A 19,811-nucleotide genomic window follows, 5' to 3' on the forward strand; every position below is an offset into this window, starting at 1 on the left:
GCACATTTACAGATATTGTCATTTATCACCATGTACTACTTTTGCACCACGTTTCACTTTATGATGTTTTACATGGTGTTTTGCAGTTTTATTTGAATGGTTCGCTGCATGTTTTTTTGAAATTTTATGTTTTTTCGCATGTACCTTTTTGCCATTTACTTTATGGTGTTTCACCATTTGGTGTTTGGCAGTAGAAACAGTTTGAACTGGGGTCATATTTTTTGCTGGAGGTGCTGTAGGTGTTGTTGCTGCCAAACTTAAAGCTGTCAATGAACCTAAAGTAGTTGCGAGCAAGGTAGCAATAATTTTTTTCATGGTACATCTCCCAAGTGAGGTTGTTCTGTTTGTGTGAGGTCATATTGCACTTCGACACTTAGGGGAAACTTAGAAAGAAATAAAGTTAAGTAATCCATGAAAAACGAAGATTTACCTGAAATTTAAGGTTAAATTAATTCTAATAAAACTCTAAAAATCACCAGTACTTGAAATTGGAATTAAAATAAAGCCATGGGGTAATCCCCCTTTAAGTAAGTGCAGCATTAAGTAGAATTTTCTCGTAACCTATACGCAGGAGATTTTGCATGAAACAGTCACGATTTACCGATACCAAATCATTGCTATCTTAAAGCAGGCAGAAGCTGGAACACCTATACCAGAAGTATGTAGAGAACATGGCATCAGTTCTGCCACTTTCTACAAATGGTGTTCCAAATACGCGGGTATGGATGCATCTCTGATGGCAAGAATGCGTGAGTTAGAAGCCGAGAATGCCCGTTTGAAGAAGATGTATGCTGAAGAGCGGCTCAAAGCGGAAATCATTCAGGAGGCCATGGCAAAAAAGTGGTGAAGCCATCTTTGCGCAAGAAGATGGCGTATGAGGCGGTCCAACATAAGGCTGTCAGCATACGTTTTGCCTGTGCCACATTCCAAATCAGCGAAACTTGCTACCGTTACCAACACCAATTATCAGATGGCAATGCCTTAATCATTCATTGGTTATTGTTGCTAACACAAGAACACCGCGATTGGGGATTCGGTTTGTGCTTTGCCTACATCCGTAACGTTCAAGGTTTGCGCTTCAATCACAAACGGGTGTATCGGATTTACTGTGAATTGGCTTTAAACCTGAGAATCAAGCCCAAACGCCGTATTAAGCGGCCTGTACCGGATGTATTGAAACAGCCCACTCACATCAATGACATTTGGTCTTTGGATTTCATGCATGATCAAATGAGCGATGGTCAAAGCTATCGTTTGTTGAACATTATTGATGATTACAGACGTGAAGGTTTGGCAATGGAGGTAGGCTTATCACTGCCAGCCAGTCGGGTGATACGCACGCTGAATCAGCTGTTGGAATACCGCACCAGACCCAAAGCCATACGTTGTGATAATGGCCCAGAATTTACCAGTCATGAATTTCAATCTTGGGCCATACAAAAAGGCATTCGAATTGAATACATCCAACCAGGCAAGCCACAGCAAAACGCTTCTATTGAGCGCTATAACCGCACCGTCAGGTATGGATTGTTAAATCAGTATTTGTTTAAGAGTTTGGAAGACATTCAGGATTGTGCCACCCGTTGGTTATGGTTTTACAATCATAAAAGACCTCATCAGGCCAATGGCTGTAGGCCACCGCTGATGGATTTTGATTCTACTGAAACCTGCCATTAAATATGGGAGGATTACTATGGGAACTTATACAAATCAGCAGTGGCACAACGGACGAAACACACCGACACCTTCAAGTATGACTTTTATCATTGCTGCAAACTCAGCTTATGCGGATATGTTCTGATCAAACCAATTTAGGGCATAAGCCACCCTGTCTTCTATGGAGCATCCTTGCGCGTAAGTGTTGTAACCTGTGCCATAATTGTAGCTGTCAAAATTGACCTTTAAATCCTTGTATAAGGCCATGTTATGCCAATAGCCGAGTGGGTAAACCCTGATGAACAAGGTATTCAAATGGCCATAGAATTGCAGTGTGACCGTAGCCTTGGCTCGGCCACAGCGACCATGTTGTGCCGCTTTTTTGAAGATTCTTTGCATGGAAGACCCTTTAAACATTGTACGATGGAATGCGCAATTGTCTTAGTTGCTCGATTGCTTCTGCGTGGCCATTCATTTCAGCACGGAATAGCCATCCGGCCCCTGAGGTCAAATCCTGCTCAACACCATATCCCTTGATGTACTTGCTGCCTAATTTGTATTGGGCCTCAGCGTGGCCATTGTCAGCTGCTTTTTGCAGCCAATCCATAGCCAGTATTTGATCGGCTACCACACCACGGCCTTGCTCATACATTTCAGCCAACTTTAATTGGGCATCAGCATGATCCTGATAAGCGGCTTTTTTGAAATTTTCAAAAGCCAGTGCATAGTCTTTGTGTATGCGCATTTCGGAACTGTATATCAAGCCAAGACGGTATTGAGCAGGGGCCTGACCCAAGGCGGCATTGTGCTCAAGCCAGCGGTAAAAAATATCCGCATATTGAGAATTTGGGGTGATGTCGCACAGCACAAACTCGAAGCCCAAATTGTATTGGGCCAATACATGACCTTGCTCAGCCGCTTTTAGGTGCAAATCAACGGCCTTGTATTTGTCTTCAGCGACCCCGTGGCCATCAAAATACAAGTTACCCAAGGCATACAGAGCTTCCGGGTGCAGCTTACTGGCAGCCATGTGATACCACTCAGCAGCATTTTCAACGTCGGCTCCAGTGGCATCATTGAAGTAAAACATTTTGGCCAAAAAATACTGGCTTTCTGTATGGCCTTGATCCGCAGCCATGTGCAGCCATTCACGGGCCGCCAGTTCATCAAGAGGCGTGCCTATGCCCTGTAAATACATTTGCGCGACCTGATGCTGCGCATCAGCGTCACCAATCTTGGCAGCGCTTAGGAACCAATGAAATGACTGTGCATAATCAGGGTTTGGCTTCAGGTTAAAGTAGTGATGGCCAAGATTGATCTGCGCTTTCAAATGATCAAGCTCCGCAATCTTGGTGTACAACTCGATGGCCAAATCTAAGTCTTTGGGCAAAACAATGCCCAATTCATGCATGGTGGCAATGTTGAATATGGCTTCTTTATCGTTAATCTTTGAAGCCATATCCAACCAATTCAAGGCCATGAACACCTTGTCTTTGCTGAAATTGCTTGAAAGATACAGCTGGCACAATTTCACCATCGCCTTAGTGCTGCCCTCAGCTGCGGCCAATGACAACCATTTTTCCGCTTCTTTTTCGTTGCGAAACAGAAAATTGTTTTCAAGGTGTAGCTCACCCAAACGTACTTGCGCATCGCTGTGATTCAGCTCAGCTGCTTGGCAATACCAATGTATTGCTAGTAACACGTCTTTGGAGACGTAAATACCGTTTTCATACATCAAACCCAAATTGTATTGTGCTGAAGCTTGCTTGTTCAATGAAGCCAGCTTCAACCAATAGAAAGCCTGTTTGTGATCGTTGGCCACGTATTGATTGAACAAAAAGATGTGGCCCAACAAAGACTGTGCAGGAGGGTGATTGCGTTTGGCCAATTTGACCAAGGTGCTGATGGCATCTAAGTGGCTGCCATCAGGTTTGTGCGTATTAAACTGTTTTTCTGCCTTTAAAAATTCTCTGTTCATAGCTTGGCCATGATTGCGTTTGCACTCGTCAGCGTTATAAACCACTTCCAAGGACTTCATTGAATACTTTAATGAAAAATTTTCATAGTGTGGACTCAGTTTGAATCCATGCAAATTGACATTTTTGGCTTGGTACATAATGAATTACTTTAATAGTTACTAAAGTCTATATTTTAAATAGAGTATCTAATGTTAAATTGATATATATCAAAAACAATTGAATATAATATCTAATAATTAGATTTTTATTAATACTCTATTGTTAGTTTTATGTTAGGTAGCAATACAAAAATGTGTGACTGCTATCAAATAATTAGCATGACACAACAATAATACAATTGACATAGCCCATTATGAACACACCGAATAAAGACAATAGTAATAACTTAGATGTTAATGAATCCAATGGATTTAGCTTGCGTTTGAGTCAATTGGTGGCGGAATTGCAAATATCTCAGAATGAATTTGCCCGCCTGATTGGATCAACGTCAGCCAATGTCAGCAACATGTTGCGCGGAAAAACAAAACCAGGTTTGGAGTTCTTGCAGAACATTGCCAACACTTTTGGTATCAGTCTTGATTGGCTGATGATGGGTAAAGGCAATATGTATGGTCATTTTTATATTGATGCAGGATGGCTGGAATCGGTGTATCTGCGCATCAGCTTGGCCCATGCAGCTGCACGCGGAGATGATGAAGCCATTACATTAATCAGCGACCTATCAAACAAGAATCACAATGTCTGCCGGATTGATACCGACAAATTGATGTCGGCGATGGAAAAAGAAATGTCAAAATGCGAGCTTTTGACACGGGTATACAACCAATATTTGGATATTGAAGATGAAGATGTGCGCAATAATTGCGCAATGGAGGCAGCCATCAACTTTTATCAGGTTAAAAGCAAAGATCCATTGCGTAACTTGATGCACACCCATATCAAATTACGGCCACCTAAACAAAGCTAAAATAACAAAAATTCTAGTGGCTAAAATTTTGATGTTCTGATGTTTTGATGGGTGGCGGCCTGTGCTTGATGCTCTATTCAAGAACTATTACTAATTGAGCACTACTGATTTTACTATTCTGATTTCGCGGGAAATTGACATAAAAATGGATTAATCAATGTAACTCCTGTTTTTTCAAAATCTTTCGTATTGCGAGTTACTATGGTTAATCCATTCACCAATGCAGTTGCTGCAATTAAAGCATCACGCTCGAAGCGTGGATTTGGAATATGTAATCTCGCACAGGCTAGAGCAACTTTTGTATCAATCGATAATATTCGGCCTGCAAAGGTAGGAATTACTTGAGTCTCAAACCAATTTCTTAAAATTGCACCTTGAATGGAATCTTTTCTTTCCTTTTGCAAAATCCCCATTTCCAACTCCATGATGCTAATTGCCGAAATATAGAGACTGTCAACATCTAAGTACTCAGCCCATTGTTTAAAATTCTCATCAGCCTTATTGGTTCTGACTTTACGTAATTCTGAAATTACATTCGTATCAAGAAGAAGCATCAGTCAAAATCCACTTGCTTTGGTGAAATACTGAGTTTTTCAGGCTCAAAATCAATATCATCATTTAAACTTAATAAATCAATTATTTTGGGCTGAAAACCTTTCAATTTCATATACTCATCATAGTTAATTAAGACGTGAGATGGCTTTCCTCGCTCAGTGATGATAACAGGACTAGCTAAACTTTCTCGTTTAGCTCGACCAACATCTTGATTGAATTCTCTACTACTCATTTTCATGTCAAATACTCCAACAAATGAATATTTGTAGATATGTAACTACATTTCAATGGTGTTAATCAATACAGAAACATATCACCATTCAAACAGCTAGAATTGTATGCCCATACTTGATTATTTTCTCATCCGTACTCAGTAAGGTAATTCCTTCAACCCTTGATTGTGCAATCAAAATTCGATCAAAAGGATTTTTGTGAATATCAGGTAGATATTGAGTTTCTGCTGCATGCTTGCCTGAAATGATTAACTCACTGTATCCGTTATCTAATAGTGAGCGTCTTAATAAGGATGAATCAATTTGAAAATTTGGACGCCCTAAGACCGACTTAATAGCAATTTCCCAAATACTGGCAGCGCTAAACAATAATTCATTATTCAAATCTTCTATTACACGTCTTGCTTTTTGACTAAGTTTTGCATCATCTGTAACAGCCCATAGTAAGATATGGGTATCTAATAACTATTTCATTCGTCAGCACCATTAAACAGTGATGCAATCTCATCCTCACCCAGCGTATCAAAATCATCAGGGACATTTAGTTGCATAAAACCAATTCTTTTGGGGGGTTTGAATTTGTTTTTGATAAGGGATAACTTGCATCAAAGGTTTTCCAGATTTGGCGATTACAAATGGTTCATTTTCATTAACCAGCTTCGATAAATTAGTTTTCACCTCATGAATATTAATAGTCCGCATAATTCAATTCTCCTATTAAATAAACTTAGTCTATCAAACTTAGTTTACTTAAAAAAAGCATTATCATACAACTCATCCAGGCAAAAGATGGCCCACATCACACTATGTGGGCCATCTTCTTTACTGCACCAACCTAAGACCACTTACTCACATTCAGGATGAAACGTGAGTATGTTTTTACCGCCCGCATAGTGGGTAAGAACACCAACGTCGATTCCATATATTGTTAAGCGTAATGCATCAACCTTTTCCAATGCTTTCATTAATCATCACCCGAATTAAACCAAAAGCTGACATTATCATCACTGTCTGATAGATTTGATTGTGGGTCTTCGCGGCTTGTTCTTTGACTCAATGGCTGCAATACCAACTCCAATTCCAAACCTTCAAGAATCCTAAGAAAAGAAGACAATCGTATATCATTACCAGCCTCTGCTCTTTGATATTGCTGTTGTTTCATTCCAATGCGCATGTACATATCACCTTGTTCTAAATCCAAAGCTTTACGCCGATCAGAAAGAAATTCTGAAATTTCAGTGAGTGTTTTCATTATTTAGCAACCATAAAATAAAACAATACATTAGTTGTTTACTAATCAGATAACAACTAAGTGTATTGTTTTATTCAGTAGCTATTCACCACTTCTGGCTTAACCTTCAATCAACGCAGTTCTATCTATTCCACAATAAGCAATATTGTAACAACGTAAAAACTAAAAATGGCCCACATCACACTATGCGGGCCATCTTCTTTACTGCACCTACCTAAAACCGTTTACTCACATTCAACCACGCCTGTACATCATTGCGGTCATCCACGGTGCTGGGTTGGTGGCCAAACGGGAAACCAATGCGGGCTTGCGCCTGCCATAGTCTGCTGTTTTGCCAATCCAAGCCTAAACCAACACTGTTAATGCGGGCTTTGTTGCTGCCGCTAAAGCCTTTCCATTTGTCGGCCACAAATTGTGCTTGGGCGGTGTCCACATACACTTTGCCCAACAATTGGTTTTTATTGGAATTGAGTAAATTTTGACGCAATTCGGTAATAGCATAATAGCCACTGCTGCCACCCAAGACGCTGGATTTGTAGCCACTGACGGTATATGGCCCACCTGCACTGAAGCCATCAGCTTCTAAATTGTCAGGGCTGTATTGACCTTGTAAGCTCGCATACAACTGCGTACCGTGTTTGCCCAAGTTCTGCAAACGGGCGATGTTGGCACTGAACAGTTTAAACGTGCCTTGATTGCGGTTGGTCAATTCGTCCAATGCTCGGGCTTTATCATTGGTGAAGTCGACACGTCCCACTGCAGCAGCGATGCCAAACTGATTCAAACCGCCCCCACCCACATCATCAAAGCGAAAGGCATCGAGACGGATGCGGCCTGTATCGACATTGCGATGGCGGTAAGTCTTGGCCAAACCCACATCGTCTTTGATGCGTTTGTGGTCATAGGAAGTGGTGGCCACCACTTCGGTTTGATTGTTCAACACCAAGGGATGGCTTAACCATACGGTGGCTTGATCGGCACTGCCTTCTGCATCCAATACTTTCAACGCCTTACCCAGTTCATATTCCAAACGTGAGTAGCTGACACCAGCTTTGGTACCGGCACCATTCAAGGTCAACTCATACGCCAATTTACCGTAGTTGAAGCGTTTACCAGCACTGGTGCCTTCAAAGCTCAGTTGGTCCCCTAAACCCAATAGATTATTGGCCATCACTCCGGCATTGAGACGCACTTCGCCAGTGTACTCATTGCCATAATTGTCTAAACCCACATAACCGCTGAGGGTTTTGGTGGGGATGACATCGATGTTCACATTGCTGCTGCCGGTGGTACTGCCAGCGCTGATGCTGCTGCGGGTGGTGACGCCATTCAAACGGTTGAGCAATTTGATCTGCCGTTCCAAATCTTGGCGTTTGATTACTTTGCCGTTTTGCAATGGCGCAACAGTGGCCTGTAACAAACTGTCTTTGGTGCGGGTTTGGTTATTGAGGATGATTTGGTCGTATTTGGCTTCCAGAATCCGTATCACCACCACACCGGTGTTGAGGTTTTGTGGAGGCAAATAGGCGCGGTGGTAAGGATAGCCTTGCTGTTGGTAATAATGGCTGACCTTATCGGCCAATTGTTGTAATTGGCCAATATTGAGGGTTTTGCCCTCGGCATCGGCCACCACAACATGTACAGCTTCGCTACTGAGGCTGCCACTGCCTTCGATGTGTATGCGCTCTACCCGCACCGTCTGTTGTCCCTCCAGCGCTTGGGCGATGGGGCTGCTGTCTTCCCAAGTTGCGGCCTGTTGCGGCTGTGTCGGCAAACGCTGTTCTTGTTGCTGTTGTAACAATTGGCTGGCATTGGGCACCATATCTGCCAGTGCTGGCAATGCCCACAATGCCAATACGGCCATACTGAGTTGGTTTAACTTGGCCTTCATTAGCGCAATCCCCCTGAAAGTGTTTGGATGCCATTGGTGTTGACACCATTGCCGATGATTTCGATGTGGACGGGATTGCCGTTCAATGGATTTTTGAGTTTGTCTTCATCATCGAAGTCTATGGCACGTCGGTAAGGATTGCCTGTTGGTGCTTGCATTTGTGGTCTGGCGGTTGGGGCCACAGTTGGTGGCACTGTCGGCACTGCCGCAATGTTCACCGTGGTGGTGGTCGGCGCACCATCCCACTCGTAATTGCTGGCATCGGCACCGGCCAAATCGATATCGGTTATGGACACCTGTTGTGTACCCACTTGGTTGTTGGCCAAACTGCCTTGGGCAGCACTGATGAATACCTGATCGCCTGCCACCACATTGCTTAAGTGTGCACCAGACACATCAATGCCGACATCGGTACTGGCATTGATTTGACGGTCTATGCCTTTCAAACCGGTGACTTTGCCTATAGAAGCCTTATCTATGTCAACGGTGGTTTGGCCACTGCTGTTGTCCAATTCATAATTACCAGCATCGGCACCACTCAAACTCAAACCACTGATGCTGACCAACTTGCTGGAACCGGCATTTTTATTCGCCATCGTGCCGGTGCCTGTTTGCGCCACCGTCACATCATCCGAGCCAAAAATGGTGCCAACAATGTGGGCCTTGCTGTAATCCAATGCCACATCGAGCAAACCGTTGTAATCGCGATTGAGCGCAGCAATGTCGGCAATTGAGCTTAATTTGGCTTTATCAATCTGCCCACTGGCATTTTGACTGACCACCACATAGTTATTGCCGCCATTGCCATCGTCGACCACATAACCAGTGTCCACCAGCAAATCACGGCTACCAGCATTACGACTGTCGAAGGATTGCGACAGACCAGTGACACTGTCACCAGCGACCAAACCAGAATACGTTACTGCACCTTTGGAATTCGTCGTGCCATCGTAAGTACGGCTGTCGGATGCGGCCTGTAACACAAGATTAGCCTTGTTAATCGTGCCGCTGGCTTTGTTTTCAATAACATTGTAATTACCGCCACCATTGCCATCGTTGACCACATAACCTGCATTTACCGATAAGTCACGGCTGCCAGCGTTGCGGCTATCGAAGGATTGCGACAGACCCGTGACACTGTCACCGGCGACCAAACCAGCATACGTCACTGCGCCTTTGGAGTTTGTTGTGCCATCATAAGTACGGCTGTCAGTAGCGGCCTGTAACACAAGATTAGCCTTGTTAATCGTGCCACTGGCTTTATTCTCCACCACATTGTAGTTGCCACCGCCATTGCCATCGTTAACCACATAGCCAGCGTCCACCAACAAATCACGACTGCCGGCATTGCGGCTGTCGAAGGATTGCGACAGACCGGTCACGCTGTCACCGGCTACTAAGCCAGCCACAGTTACAGCGACGTTGGAATTCGTCGTGCCATCATAAGTGCGGGTGTCAGTAGCGGCCTGTAAGGTTAAATTGGCTTTGTTAATGGTGCCACTGGCTTTGTTTACTACCACATTGTAATTGCCACCGGCATTGCCATCGTTAACCACATAACCTGCGTTCACCAACAAATCGCGGCTGCCGGCGTTGCGGCTGTCGAAGGATTGGCTGAGATTGGTCAGGGCATCATTGCCCATCAAACCAGTCACAATGACTTGTTTGGCAGAATTCGTGGTGCCATCGTAAGTACGGTTGTCTGTAGCGGCCTGTAAGGTCAGATTGGCTTTATTAATCGTGCCACTGGCTTTGTTCTCCACCACATTGTAGTTGCCACCGCCATTGCCATCGTTAACCACATAACCTGCATTTACCGATAGGTCACGGCTGCCAGCATTGCGGCTGTCGAAGGATTGCGATAGACCAGATACGCTGTCACCAGCTACCAAACCAGAATACGTCACTGCGCCTTTGGAATTCGTGGTGCCATCGTAAGTGCGGCTGTCTGTAGCGGCCTGTAAGGTTAAATTGGCCTTGTTAATCGTACCGCTGGCTTTGTTTTCAATAACATTGTAGTTGCCGCCGCCATTACCATCGTTAACCACATAGCCAGCGTCCACCAACAAATCACGGCTACCGGCATTGCGGTTGTCGAAGGATTGCGACAGACCGGTCACACTGTCACCGGCGACCAAACCAGCATACGTTACTGCACCTTTGGAATTCGTGGTGCCATCGTAAGTACGGTTGTCTGTAGCGGCCTGTAAGGTTAAATTGGCTTTATTAATCGTGCCACTGGCTTTGTTCTCCACTACATTGTAATTACCGCCGCCATTGCCATCGTTAACCACATAGCCAACATCCACCGACAAATCACGGCTACCGGCATTGCGGTTGTCGAAAGATTGGCTGAGATTGGTCAGGGCATCATTGCCCATTAAACCAGTCACAATGACTTGTTGGGCAGAATTCGTCGTGCCATCGTAAGTACGAGTATCTGTAGCGGCCTGTAAGGTCAGATTGGCTTTACCAATGGTCAAATCACCTTTTTGGTAGGTAATGTCGTAATTGCCTGAGCTTAAGCCACCCGCATCAATCACATATGTGCCGGCATTCTTCGCACCTTGTGAAGTACCGCTGTATGTCACCGCTCCACCCAACACACTGGCGGTTTCGCCACCGACAAAGCCTGAGTAGCTGACGCCATTGCCACCGGCATAGGCTGTGGCATCGTAAACTTTGTTGGCATTATTGGCAGTCACCGTTAAGGCGGCTTTATTGATAGTGAGGCGGGAATCACGGTCGCCGACCAAATCGTAGCCTTGTTGGTGTGAGTAATAAACCAAGTCATAGACATTGACATTGGTGCCTGTACCCGTGCCTTGTTGCAAAACATTCGCGTCCACACCTGTGGTCGCACCGAAGCTGTGTTGTTGTGCATCGTAGGTAATGGTGTTGTCTGCACCGGCATTGATGGTTTTTTGCGTTAAGAAGTTGCGCAATAAAGGCGCGGTTTGGCCGGAATAAATGCGCCATACCTTGCCTGTGCCACCGACATCGTCTATGTCCCAACCGGCGTTGATAAAGGTATTCACATCCATGATTTGCGCTGTGCTCACGCCATTGGCACCGGCGCCGCCAGCACTGCTGTTTTGAGCGCTGGATTGCGTGTCCCAGAAACTGCTGGCAACCTGTGTTGTGGCATCGGTGCTGCCGATTAAGCCACCGACATTACTCGTACCTGTCACCAAACCGCGGGCATAGGTTTGGGCAATACTGCTGCTGCCCACACTGTTACCCACCAAACCACCGACTTGGTTGCGGCCTGTCACCGCGCCCACCGCATAAGCATTGCTGATGCTGCTGTTTTCATTCAAACCCACCAAACCACCAACCGCATCACCATTGCTGCTCACCGTTCCGCTGGCATAGGCAATGTTGACACTCCCCTTTTGATGGTAACCGATTAAACCACCGACTTTGTCGCCCGTACCGGTAACCCCTCCTGTTGCATACACATTGCTGATGAAACCTCCGATGCCTTTAGCTGGATCAGTAGTGCCATTACTGCCTATCAACCCACCCACATGGTTAGCTCCAACCACTTTACCCGTGGCAAAACTGTCATCAATGCGATACATTTCACCGTAATAACCGATAAAGCTGCCCACCAAACCACCTACATGATCGCGACCTGTTACCGCACCAGTAGCCTGAACATTTTTCAATATGCTGTACTGGTTGTAGCCGATCAAACCACCAATATGATCCAGCCCAGTGACATTTCCAGTAGCGTAACTGTTGCTGATGTACCCTCCCTGAGCAAACGTCACTTCTTCATCCCCATTGAGCCCAATCAAACCACCCACATTGTTAGGGCCGGTAACATTACCAGTAGCATGGCTATTGCGTACGGGTGCTTGGCTATTTTGTCCAATCAGCCCGCCGGCAAAAGTATTGGCATTACCGGCTGTCGCCACCATACTGACATTGCCTGTAGCATGGCTGTTCGCAATGGCACTCAAATAAGAGGACGCAATCCCCACCAAACCACCCGCCGAGGCGCTATTTACAGTCGCTTCAACCGTCACATCACCGCTAGCATGGCTATTGTGAATAAAGTTTGGGGCTCCTAACATACCGGCATTAGGTGCATAGCCCGCACCCAGTAAGCCACCGGCAAACACTTTCTCAGCCAGTCCAGACGTCACCACATGAACAGCGCCCTTAGCATAACTGTCATAGACATCTCCATAGCTGGCACCTGCTAAACCTCCGGCCAAAACCCTGCCTAAATTGCTGCGAGCACTGACTGCACCCGTTGCATGGCTATTGCTGATGCTCCCCATTTTGGCTTGTCCATGCAAGCCAACCAAGCCTCCTGCCAAGGCATAAACCATAGTAGGATTGCCATTCCCAACAACATCGATGGATACATCTCCTGTCGCATGGCTATTGCTGATAAAGCTGCCTGCAGCATCATTACGTCCTAGCAAGCCACCGGCACTGACATCAATATTCTTCATTCCTGCCGCTGCAGGCGTCACTGTAAGCGCGACTTTGACATTGCCATGAGCATAACTATTGTCAATACTGCCGTAGGCGTTATAACCCACCAAACCGCCAGCATGTACAGATGCATCGGTATTCTTTGCCTCAACATCACCTTGCGCATAGGAATTTTTAACAGTCACCAATGCTGTCGCAGGGCTACCAGCATTCCGACCAATTAATCCACCCACTTCATTAGCGCCACTCACATCAGCAGTGGTGTGCGCATTGCTGACTTGACTGTTCTCATTCCAACCCACCAGACCACCGACTTGATTGCGGCCTGTAACCTTACCTGCGGCATAGACATTGCTCAGATTACCTATTTTGTTGTAACCAATCAGACCACCGACTTGGTCGTCTGTGCCGCTGACATCACCCGTAGCATAAGCGTTACTGACATTGCCACCATTGCTTTGAGCATCACCATTGGCACCGATTAAGCCGCCGACATGGTTGTTGCCACTGACATCACCGCTGGCAAAACTGTTGGTAACTTGCCCATTTCGATTCAAACCAATCAAACCACCGGCAAACGTCTTGGCAGCTTGTGCCACCACAATACCTGTGGCATGGCTGTCATCTATCTGCCCCGATTCATGCCATCCCACCAAACCACCTACATAGGCTTGGCTGGTATTGATATTGGCATGGGCACTGACATTACCTGTCGCGTGCACGCCACTCAAGGCCTGCGAATTATACGCCACGGCCCCACCGGCATAGGCATTGGACAAATTGGACTCAGCCCTCACATCGCCATCGGCTTGTGCTTGCTCAATGACTGAGCGGTTAAAACCCACCAAGCCTGCTGCATAAGCTTCACCAGTATTGGCACGGGCAGTGACACTGCCACGGACATGGGCATTATGGATGCGGCCATTTTCATGGTAAGCCACCAAGCCAGCTGCCTCAGTCCAGCCGAGATTGGAACTGGCGCTCACATCGCCGCTGCTTGTGGCATTAAGAATGTTGCCATTGGTGTTGTAAGCCACCAAGCCAGCTGCATAAGAGTACTGCTGTTCAGAATGCGCCGTCACCGTGCCCGTGGCCTGAGTGTCGGTCATATCGCCCTGAGTGTTGTAAGCCACCAAGCCACCCGCGTAGGCCACACCCCCTTCAGCATTGGCAGTGACATTACCCGAAGCATGGCTGTTGCTGATGTTGCCACTGCTTTTGCCCACCAAGCCACCAGCATAAGCATAAGCAGCGCTGGCATTGGCCGTCACCGCACCTGTGGCATGGCTGTTACTGATGGTGCTGTTGTCGTTAAAACCCACCAAACCGCCAGCATAAGCATTAGCAGAGCTGGAATTGGCCGTCACCGTACCTGTGGCATGGCTGTTGCTGATGTTGCCCCAGTTTAGCCCTACCAAACCACCCGCAATGGCTTCTCCATTGGCACTTTTGGCTTCCACTCGTCCTTGGGCATACACACCTTCAATCAGGCCAAGTGTGGCGACATTGCTGCTGTAATTGTTGCCCACCAAGCCGCCGACCCGATTCATGCCGCTAACAACAGAAGTGCTTTCCGTATGGGCCATGCTGATGTTGCCATCTTGGTTGTAACCGATTAAGCCACCGACTTGATTGCGGCCTGTAACCGCTCCTACGGCGTAGGCATTGCTGATGCCAGCGTTTTGATTGCGGCCTATGAGGCCGCCGATGTTGTCGCCTGTTCTACCGCCTTGGACTTCGCCTAAGGCATAGCTGTTGCTGACAGTGTGGCCGCCGTTGCTGTAATTGGCGCCAATTAAGCCACCAACCTCGCCCGTGCCTGTGCCTGTGCCTGTGACCACAGAAGTGTTCGCTGTACTGGCATTGCTGATGTTGGCATTTTCATTCAGGCCGAGGAGGCCACCGACTTGATTGCGGCCTGTAACGGCTCCTGCGGCGTAGACATTGCTGATGCTGGCGTTTTGATTGTGGCCGATGAAGCCGCCGATATTGTCACCCGAGCTGCCGCCTTTGACTTCGCCTAAGGCGTAGCTGTTGCTGACCGTGTGACCACCGCCGCTGTAATTGTAACCGATTAAGCCACCGACTTGATTGCGGCCTGTAACGGCTCCAGTAGCATAGACATTGCTGATGCTGGCGTTTTGATTGCGACCGATGAGGCCGCCGATGTTGTCACCCGAGCTGCCGCCTTTCACTTCGCCTAAGGCGTAGCTGTTGCTGACCGTGTGACCACCGCTGCTGTAATTATTACCGATTAAGCCGCCCACAGCACCTGTGCCTGTGACCACCGATGTGTTTGCTGTGCTCGCATTGCTGATATTGGCGTTTTCATTCAGGCCGATTAAGCCACCGACATTACTCTTGCCTGTCACCGTTCCACTGGCCGAAACTTGGCTAACGCTGCCACCTTGGTTGTAAGCAATCAAACCACCCATAGTGGATGTACCAAAAGCCGCACTGACCGACCCAGATGCAGAAGCATTGCTGATTGTGCCACTGTTGCGTCCCACTAAACCGCCAAAATAATCCTTACCCAGTAAAGCACCAGACCCCGCACTGGTATTGCTGCTGGCGCTAGAAGCCGTAATGCTGCCTTGGTTGTCGCCAACCAAGCCGCCCCCTATAGCCATCGCGTTTGAGTCAAATATAGCCAGTCTGACTTCATAATCCCCACTGGCGCGGCTGCTTGCAATTTGTCCACGGTTGACCCCAACCAAGCCGCCGACCAACGCTGTCTTAGAAGCCGTCGCATTCGTCCGCGTGATGCCTGTCGCCACACTGTTGGCGATGCTGCCCAAATTCTCACCGACCAAACCACCGAGTCTGATTTCATTGCTGGCCTCACTGGTGGTCACCAAGCCTTCAGCGCGGCTATTGGCAATCATGCTGTGATTAATGCCGACCAAGCCACCCGCAATGGCGTTGGCAGTATTTGCACCGGTAACACCCCACAATGCGCCACGAGCGGTGGCTTGCTTAATCAAACCCGTGCTGCTGCCATTGCCCATGTTTTCACCCACCAAGCCACCGGCAATGCTGTGCGCACGCACTTCCGTATCAGCCTTGGTTTCGGCATTGCTGATGTTGCCATTTTCATTCAACCCGACCAAACCACCGACTTGATAGCGGCCTGTAACATTGCCTGCGGCGTAGACATTGCTCAGATTGCCTGTCTTGTTGTAACCAATCAGGCCACCGACTTGGTCGCCTTTACCTGTGACATTACCAGTGGCATATGCGTTGCTGATGCTCCCTCCGATATAGCCAGCTCCCCCATTGCTGCCAATCAGACCACCCACATGGTTGTTGCCACTCACATCGCCTGTAGCATGACTGCCATTGACTTGAGCTTGCCCATTCAGTCCTATCAAGCCTCCCGCAGACGTATCATTTGCTTGTGCGGTGACCTTTCCTGAGGCATGGCTGTTGCTGATACTCCCATAATAACTAAAGCCCACCAAGCCACCTGCATAAGCAATATCATTAGTAGCATTGGACGTCACCGCACCTGTAGCATGGCTATTATTGATGCTGCCTTGGTCATTAGTTCCCACTAAACCACCAGCAATAGCAAGAAGATTGCTAGAGTTTGCCGTCACCGCACCTGTAGCATAGCTGTTGCTGATGCTACCTCTATTCACGCCTACCAATCCACCGGCAAGAGCAGAGTGAGAAGTGCCGATAGCGCTCACAACTCCAGAGGCATGGCTGTTACTGATACTGCCCTTGTTCTCTCCTACCAAGCCGCCTGCATTAGCAAAATAAGAAAAAGAATCAGCACTTACATCCCCAGAGGCATGGCTGTTGCTGATACTGCCATAATAATTAAAGCCCACAAAGCCGCCTACACGAACTTCACCAGAGGCAGCTTTGGCCGTCACCGCACCTGTAGCATAGCTATTACTGATATTGGCTTCATTTCGCCCTACCAAGCCGCCTGCATTGGCATTGAATGCAGCAGAATTGGCCGTTACTGTTCCAGTGGCATGGCTGTTGCTGATGTTACCGCTGCTGTGCCCTACTAAACCGCCGACATAAATACTATCTCGAATACTGCCATTGTAGGTATGGTTAATCACCATATCGCCAGTGGCTTGGCTGTCGCTGATGTTGCCGCTGCTGTATCCTACTAAGCCACCTAAATAGACACTTTTATTGGTCGCCATGTTTACAACAGCCTGTAGCTGTCCAGACGCATCTGAAATCGTCCCAGTGTTATACCCAACCACCCCGCCCACATAAGCCTCAACATTATTAACAGAAAGCATAGATTGCCAACTGACATTAGCATGGGCGGCGCTGATACTCCCCTTGTAATTACTACCGACCACACCTCCTGATCTGATAAATCCATTATTACCTAATAAATACAAATTGCCACTGGTGTTGACATTGCTGATGCTGCCACCATCATTAACGCCGGCCACAATACCGATATCATTTCTTGCGCCTATACTGGCATCGTACACATTCACATTGCGAATGCTGCCGTTTTTCACATAGCGGAACAAACCCACCTCATTGTACAGAGGCAGATTGATATACAACTTGTTAATGTCATGGCCCAAACCATCAAAGCGGCCTGTAAACACCGAACCACTTAAGGTATTGCCTAAAGGATCAAACCCACTTCCGCCAAAAGCAGCTTGCCATGTTGTTGTGCTGCTGGCATCAATGTCAGTACCCAATACATAGTTGCCATCCAGTTTGCCATTGATGCCTTGCAAATCCGTGGCTGTGAGCGAATTCTGCGCGCCCAAAGCGGTAATCACAGTGTAACTCACCGTGTTGCCGTTGCTGCCTTGTTTGGTGCTGAAGTTTTGACCGGCCTGTAAATTGACTTTGGCACCATTATTCAGATAATAATCTGAGGTATTGCCTGCCTCGACATTGGCCAGCCCGTATTCCAAGTTCAGGCCGGCATTGGCACCGGAGGCGGTAATGGATTTGTTGATGTTGATGTTGTTTTGTGCCGACAAGGTCAAGTCGTTGTCACTGCTCCAAGTAATGGTGTCATTAACATGGATGTCACCTGCGCCTGTTGTGGTGCCAGTGATGCTTTCAATTTTGAAATTGGTGGTGGCCAAATTGGTGGCCACAGTCGCACCCGTTATGTCGCCACCACTGGCAGCGATGGTGAAATCGGTCGGGTCTATCAACCACAAACCGGTTTTGCCGCCTTGCTCGGCACTGGTATTGACCCGTGTCGCATCACCAATTTTCACCGCGGCGGCACTGGTTTCAATAAAGCCGCCATCTTGCCCATTCATGCCTTGTACCGATAAGCGGCCTGTAACGTTGGTAATGCCTGTGCCCATATCTGCCAATAAGATGATTTCACCTTTGGCGTTTTGAGTCAGGCGGTTGGCTTCAATGATGCCACTGTGGTTCACCACGGCACGGCTCAGCGCATCTTTGCCTTTGGCAGTCAAATACACCGCGCCATTGTCGGCAATAATCGCGCCTTGGTTGTCGACCAAACCTTGCACCACGCCTTGGTCTACTTGGTATTGGGTGAGCGAGCCGTCTTGTAAAGCCAGTGTGACCTGATTGGCGGCAGTCAAGTGGGTGATGCCATTGGGGGTTTTAATCGTACCGGTATTGACAATATTCGGGGCAATCAAAGCCACAGTGCCGCCGTTGGCGATGATGCTGCCGTGATTCTCCACTCTGCCTGTGCCATTGGCATCGCCTGAGAGTTTAAAGCGGCCTGTAAGCGCATCTTGCTCAGACAGTTTCAAGGTAGATGCGACCAAACCGCCGACATTCACTTGTGCAGTTTTGGAGAAAATCACCCCATTGGGATTGAGCAAGAATACCTGCCCATTGGCATTGAGCCTGCCCATGATTTGGCTGGCATTGTTGTCCAACACTTGGTTGACGGCGATGGCAGATGAATTCGGTTGATTGAAGTTAACCGTGGCATCTTTGCCGATGTTAAAGCTGTTCCACTGGGTATTAAGATGTTGGCTGTGTTGGTTCACATTGAGCACATTGCCTTGCTGCTGAATCTGCCCTTGCCCTTGGGTGATGTTGCCGCCTTGCGGCAAGGCATTCGGGTCTATCGCCGCCAACACTACAATTGGCAACAAGGCCAGATTGAACACGGCAAAACGCTGTAATAAACCACTTAAACCCACACTGCTGCCACCACCGCCATGTGCACTGGCCAATTCCGACACCACTTGCACACAGGCCAAGCTGGCATTCCAAACGGTTTTGTAAATCTTATTCATGGACATTTCCCCTAAGTGCCAATGATCAATTCGGTGCGCCATTGGTTTGATTGCAGACAAACCAAACCCAAAATCCCACTCTTAAGATTGTAAGAATGGGCAAAGACAACGAATCACTTCTACGGCATTATTCTTGTGATGCAGCAAGCAATGAGAGTTTGAAAGTATTTAAATTTGCATTTTGACCCAGAGAAATCATTACTACTTTCCCAACAATAAAACTGCAAATATTTCAGTAAACTCTCTATAAATCAGATGTTTCATCAATCTATTAGAACACTATTTATCCATATTTCATATACCAAAAATTGAGTATATAAAATACAAATCACTCTAAAATAGTGCATTGGGTGGAGGCGAGATGTGAATTCAATGTTGATGTTTATTCGTTAAATTAAGTTAGCAGAAAGAAAGTAGCGTACTGAAGAAAATGACTGTTTTTGTTGGTAAACATCTATCTGTCATTTTGAGGTCTTACCTGATGAATGCATCGGTATCACTCTTACCTGCGACCATTTTTAAAGAACAACACAGTCTCTTGATAAGTTTGGTACACAGTTAAAACCAATGTCGACAACCTATGGATGCAG

The 19,811-nt window shown here is 47.0% G+C and carries 8 protein-coding genes and 3 pseudogenes; 2 read left to right on the forward strand and 9 right to left on the reverse strand.

What is annotated here, in order from left to right:
- Positions 1–18: 18 nt before the first annotated feature.
- Positions 19–315: a hypothetical protein gene (locus BN3003_RS13935; protein WP_147645447.1), complete on the reverse strand. Its 297-nt coding sequence runs from the start codon at positions 313–315 to the stop codon at positions 19–21.
- A 266-nt stretch (positions 316–581) separates the two neighbouring features.
- Between BN3003_RS13935 and BN3003_RS13945 the strand changes: the two are divergent.
- Positions 582–1,677, forward strand: a pseudogene (locus BN3003_RS13945) (IS3 family transposase).
- Between the two features lie 388 nt (positions 1,678–2,065).
- Here the strand turns inward: BN3003_RS13945 and BN3003_RS13955 are convergent.
- Positions 2,066–3,136 (reverse strand): SEL1-like repeat protein, encoded by a 1,071-nt coding sequence (locus BN3003_RS13955; RefSeq protein ID WP_234333085.1) that lies wholly within the window; start codon positions 3,134–3,136, stop codon positions 2,066–2,068.
- Positions 3,137–3,214: 78 nt separating this feature from the next.
- Positions 3,215–3,772 (reverse strand): annotated as a pseudogene (locus tag BN3003_RS19350) (tetratricopeptide repeat protein); the annotation flags it as partial.
- A gap of 215 nt (positions 3,773–3,987) precedes the next feature.
- Between BN3003_RS19350 and BN3003_RS13960 the strand changes: the two are divergent.
- On the forward strand, positions 3,988–4,602 hold the full coding sequence (locus tag BN3003_RS13960; RefSeq protein ID WP_082625674.1) for a helix-turn-helix domain-containing protein: 615 nt from the start codon (positions 3,988–3,990) through the stop codon (positions 4,600–4,602).
- 113 nt (positions 4,603–4,715) lie between these two features.
- On the opposite strand, the gene BN3003_RS13965 is transcribed toward BN3003_RS13960, so the two are convergent.
- From BN3003_RS13965 to BN3003_RS13990, 6 genes and pseudogenes are all read right to left on the reverse strand, one after another.
- Positions 4,716–5,156: a type II toxin-antitoxin system VapC family toxin gene (locus BN3003_RS13965; protein ID WP_058357261.1), complete on the reverse strand. Its 441-nt coding sequence runs from the start codon at positions 5,154–5,156 to the stop codon at positions 4,716–4,718.
- Positions 5,156–5,395, reverse strand: a complete 240-nt coding sequence (locus tag BN3003_RS13970) for a type II toxin-antitoxin system Phd/YefM family antitoxin (RefSeq protein WP_058357262.1) — start codon at positions 5,393–5,395, stop codon at positions 5,156–5,158. Before BN3003_RS13970 ends, BN3003_RS13965 begins: the two co-directional genes overlap by 1 nt.
- An 82-nt stretch (positions 5,396–5,477) precedes the next feature.
- Positions 5,478–5,843: pseudogene (locus BN3003_RS18480) on the reverse strand (type II toxin-antitoxin system VapC family toxin); the annotation flags it as partial.
- A 511-nt stretch (positions 5,844–6,354) separates the two neighbouring features.
- Positions 6,355–6,642, reverse strand: coding sequence for a helix-turn-helix domain-containing protein (locus BN3003_RS13980; protein WP_058357263.1), 288 nt, complete (start codon positions 6,640–6,642; stop codon positions 6,355–6,357).
- 214 nt (positions 6,643–6,856) lie between these two features.
- Entirely contained in the window at positions 6,857–8,533 is a 1,677-nt protein-coding gene (locus BN3003_RS13985; protein WP_058357264.1) for a ShlB/FhaC/HecB family hemolysin secretion/activation protein, read from the reverse strand.
- A complete protein-coding gene (locus BN3003_RS13990; protein ID WP_058357265.1) occupies positions 8,533–19,221 on the reverse strand; it encodes a GLUG motif-containing protein in 10,689 nt (3,562 codons plus the stop codon). The genes BN3003_RS13985 and BN3003_RS13990 overlap by 1 nt, the downstream gene beginning before the upstream one ends.
- Positions 19,222–19,811 lie beyond the last annotated feature (590 nt).

The organism is Vitreoscilla massiliensis, from assembly GCF_001457815.1.
Lineage (GTDB): Bacteria > Pseudomonadota > Gammaproteobacteria > Burkholderiales > Neisseriaceae > Vitreoscilla > Vitreoscilla massiliensis.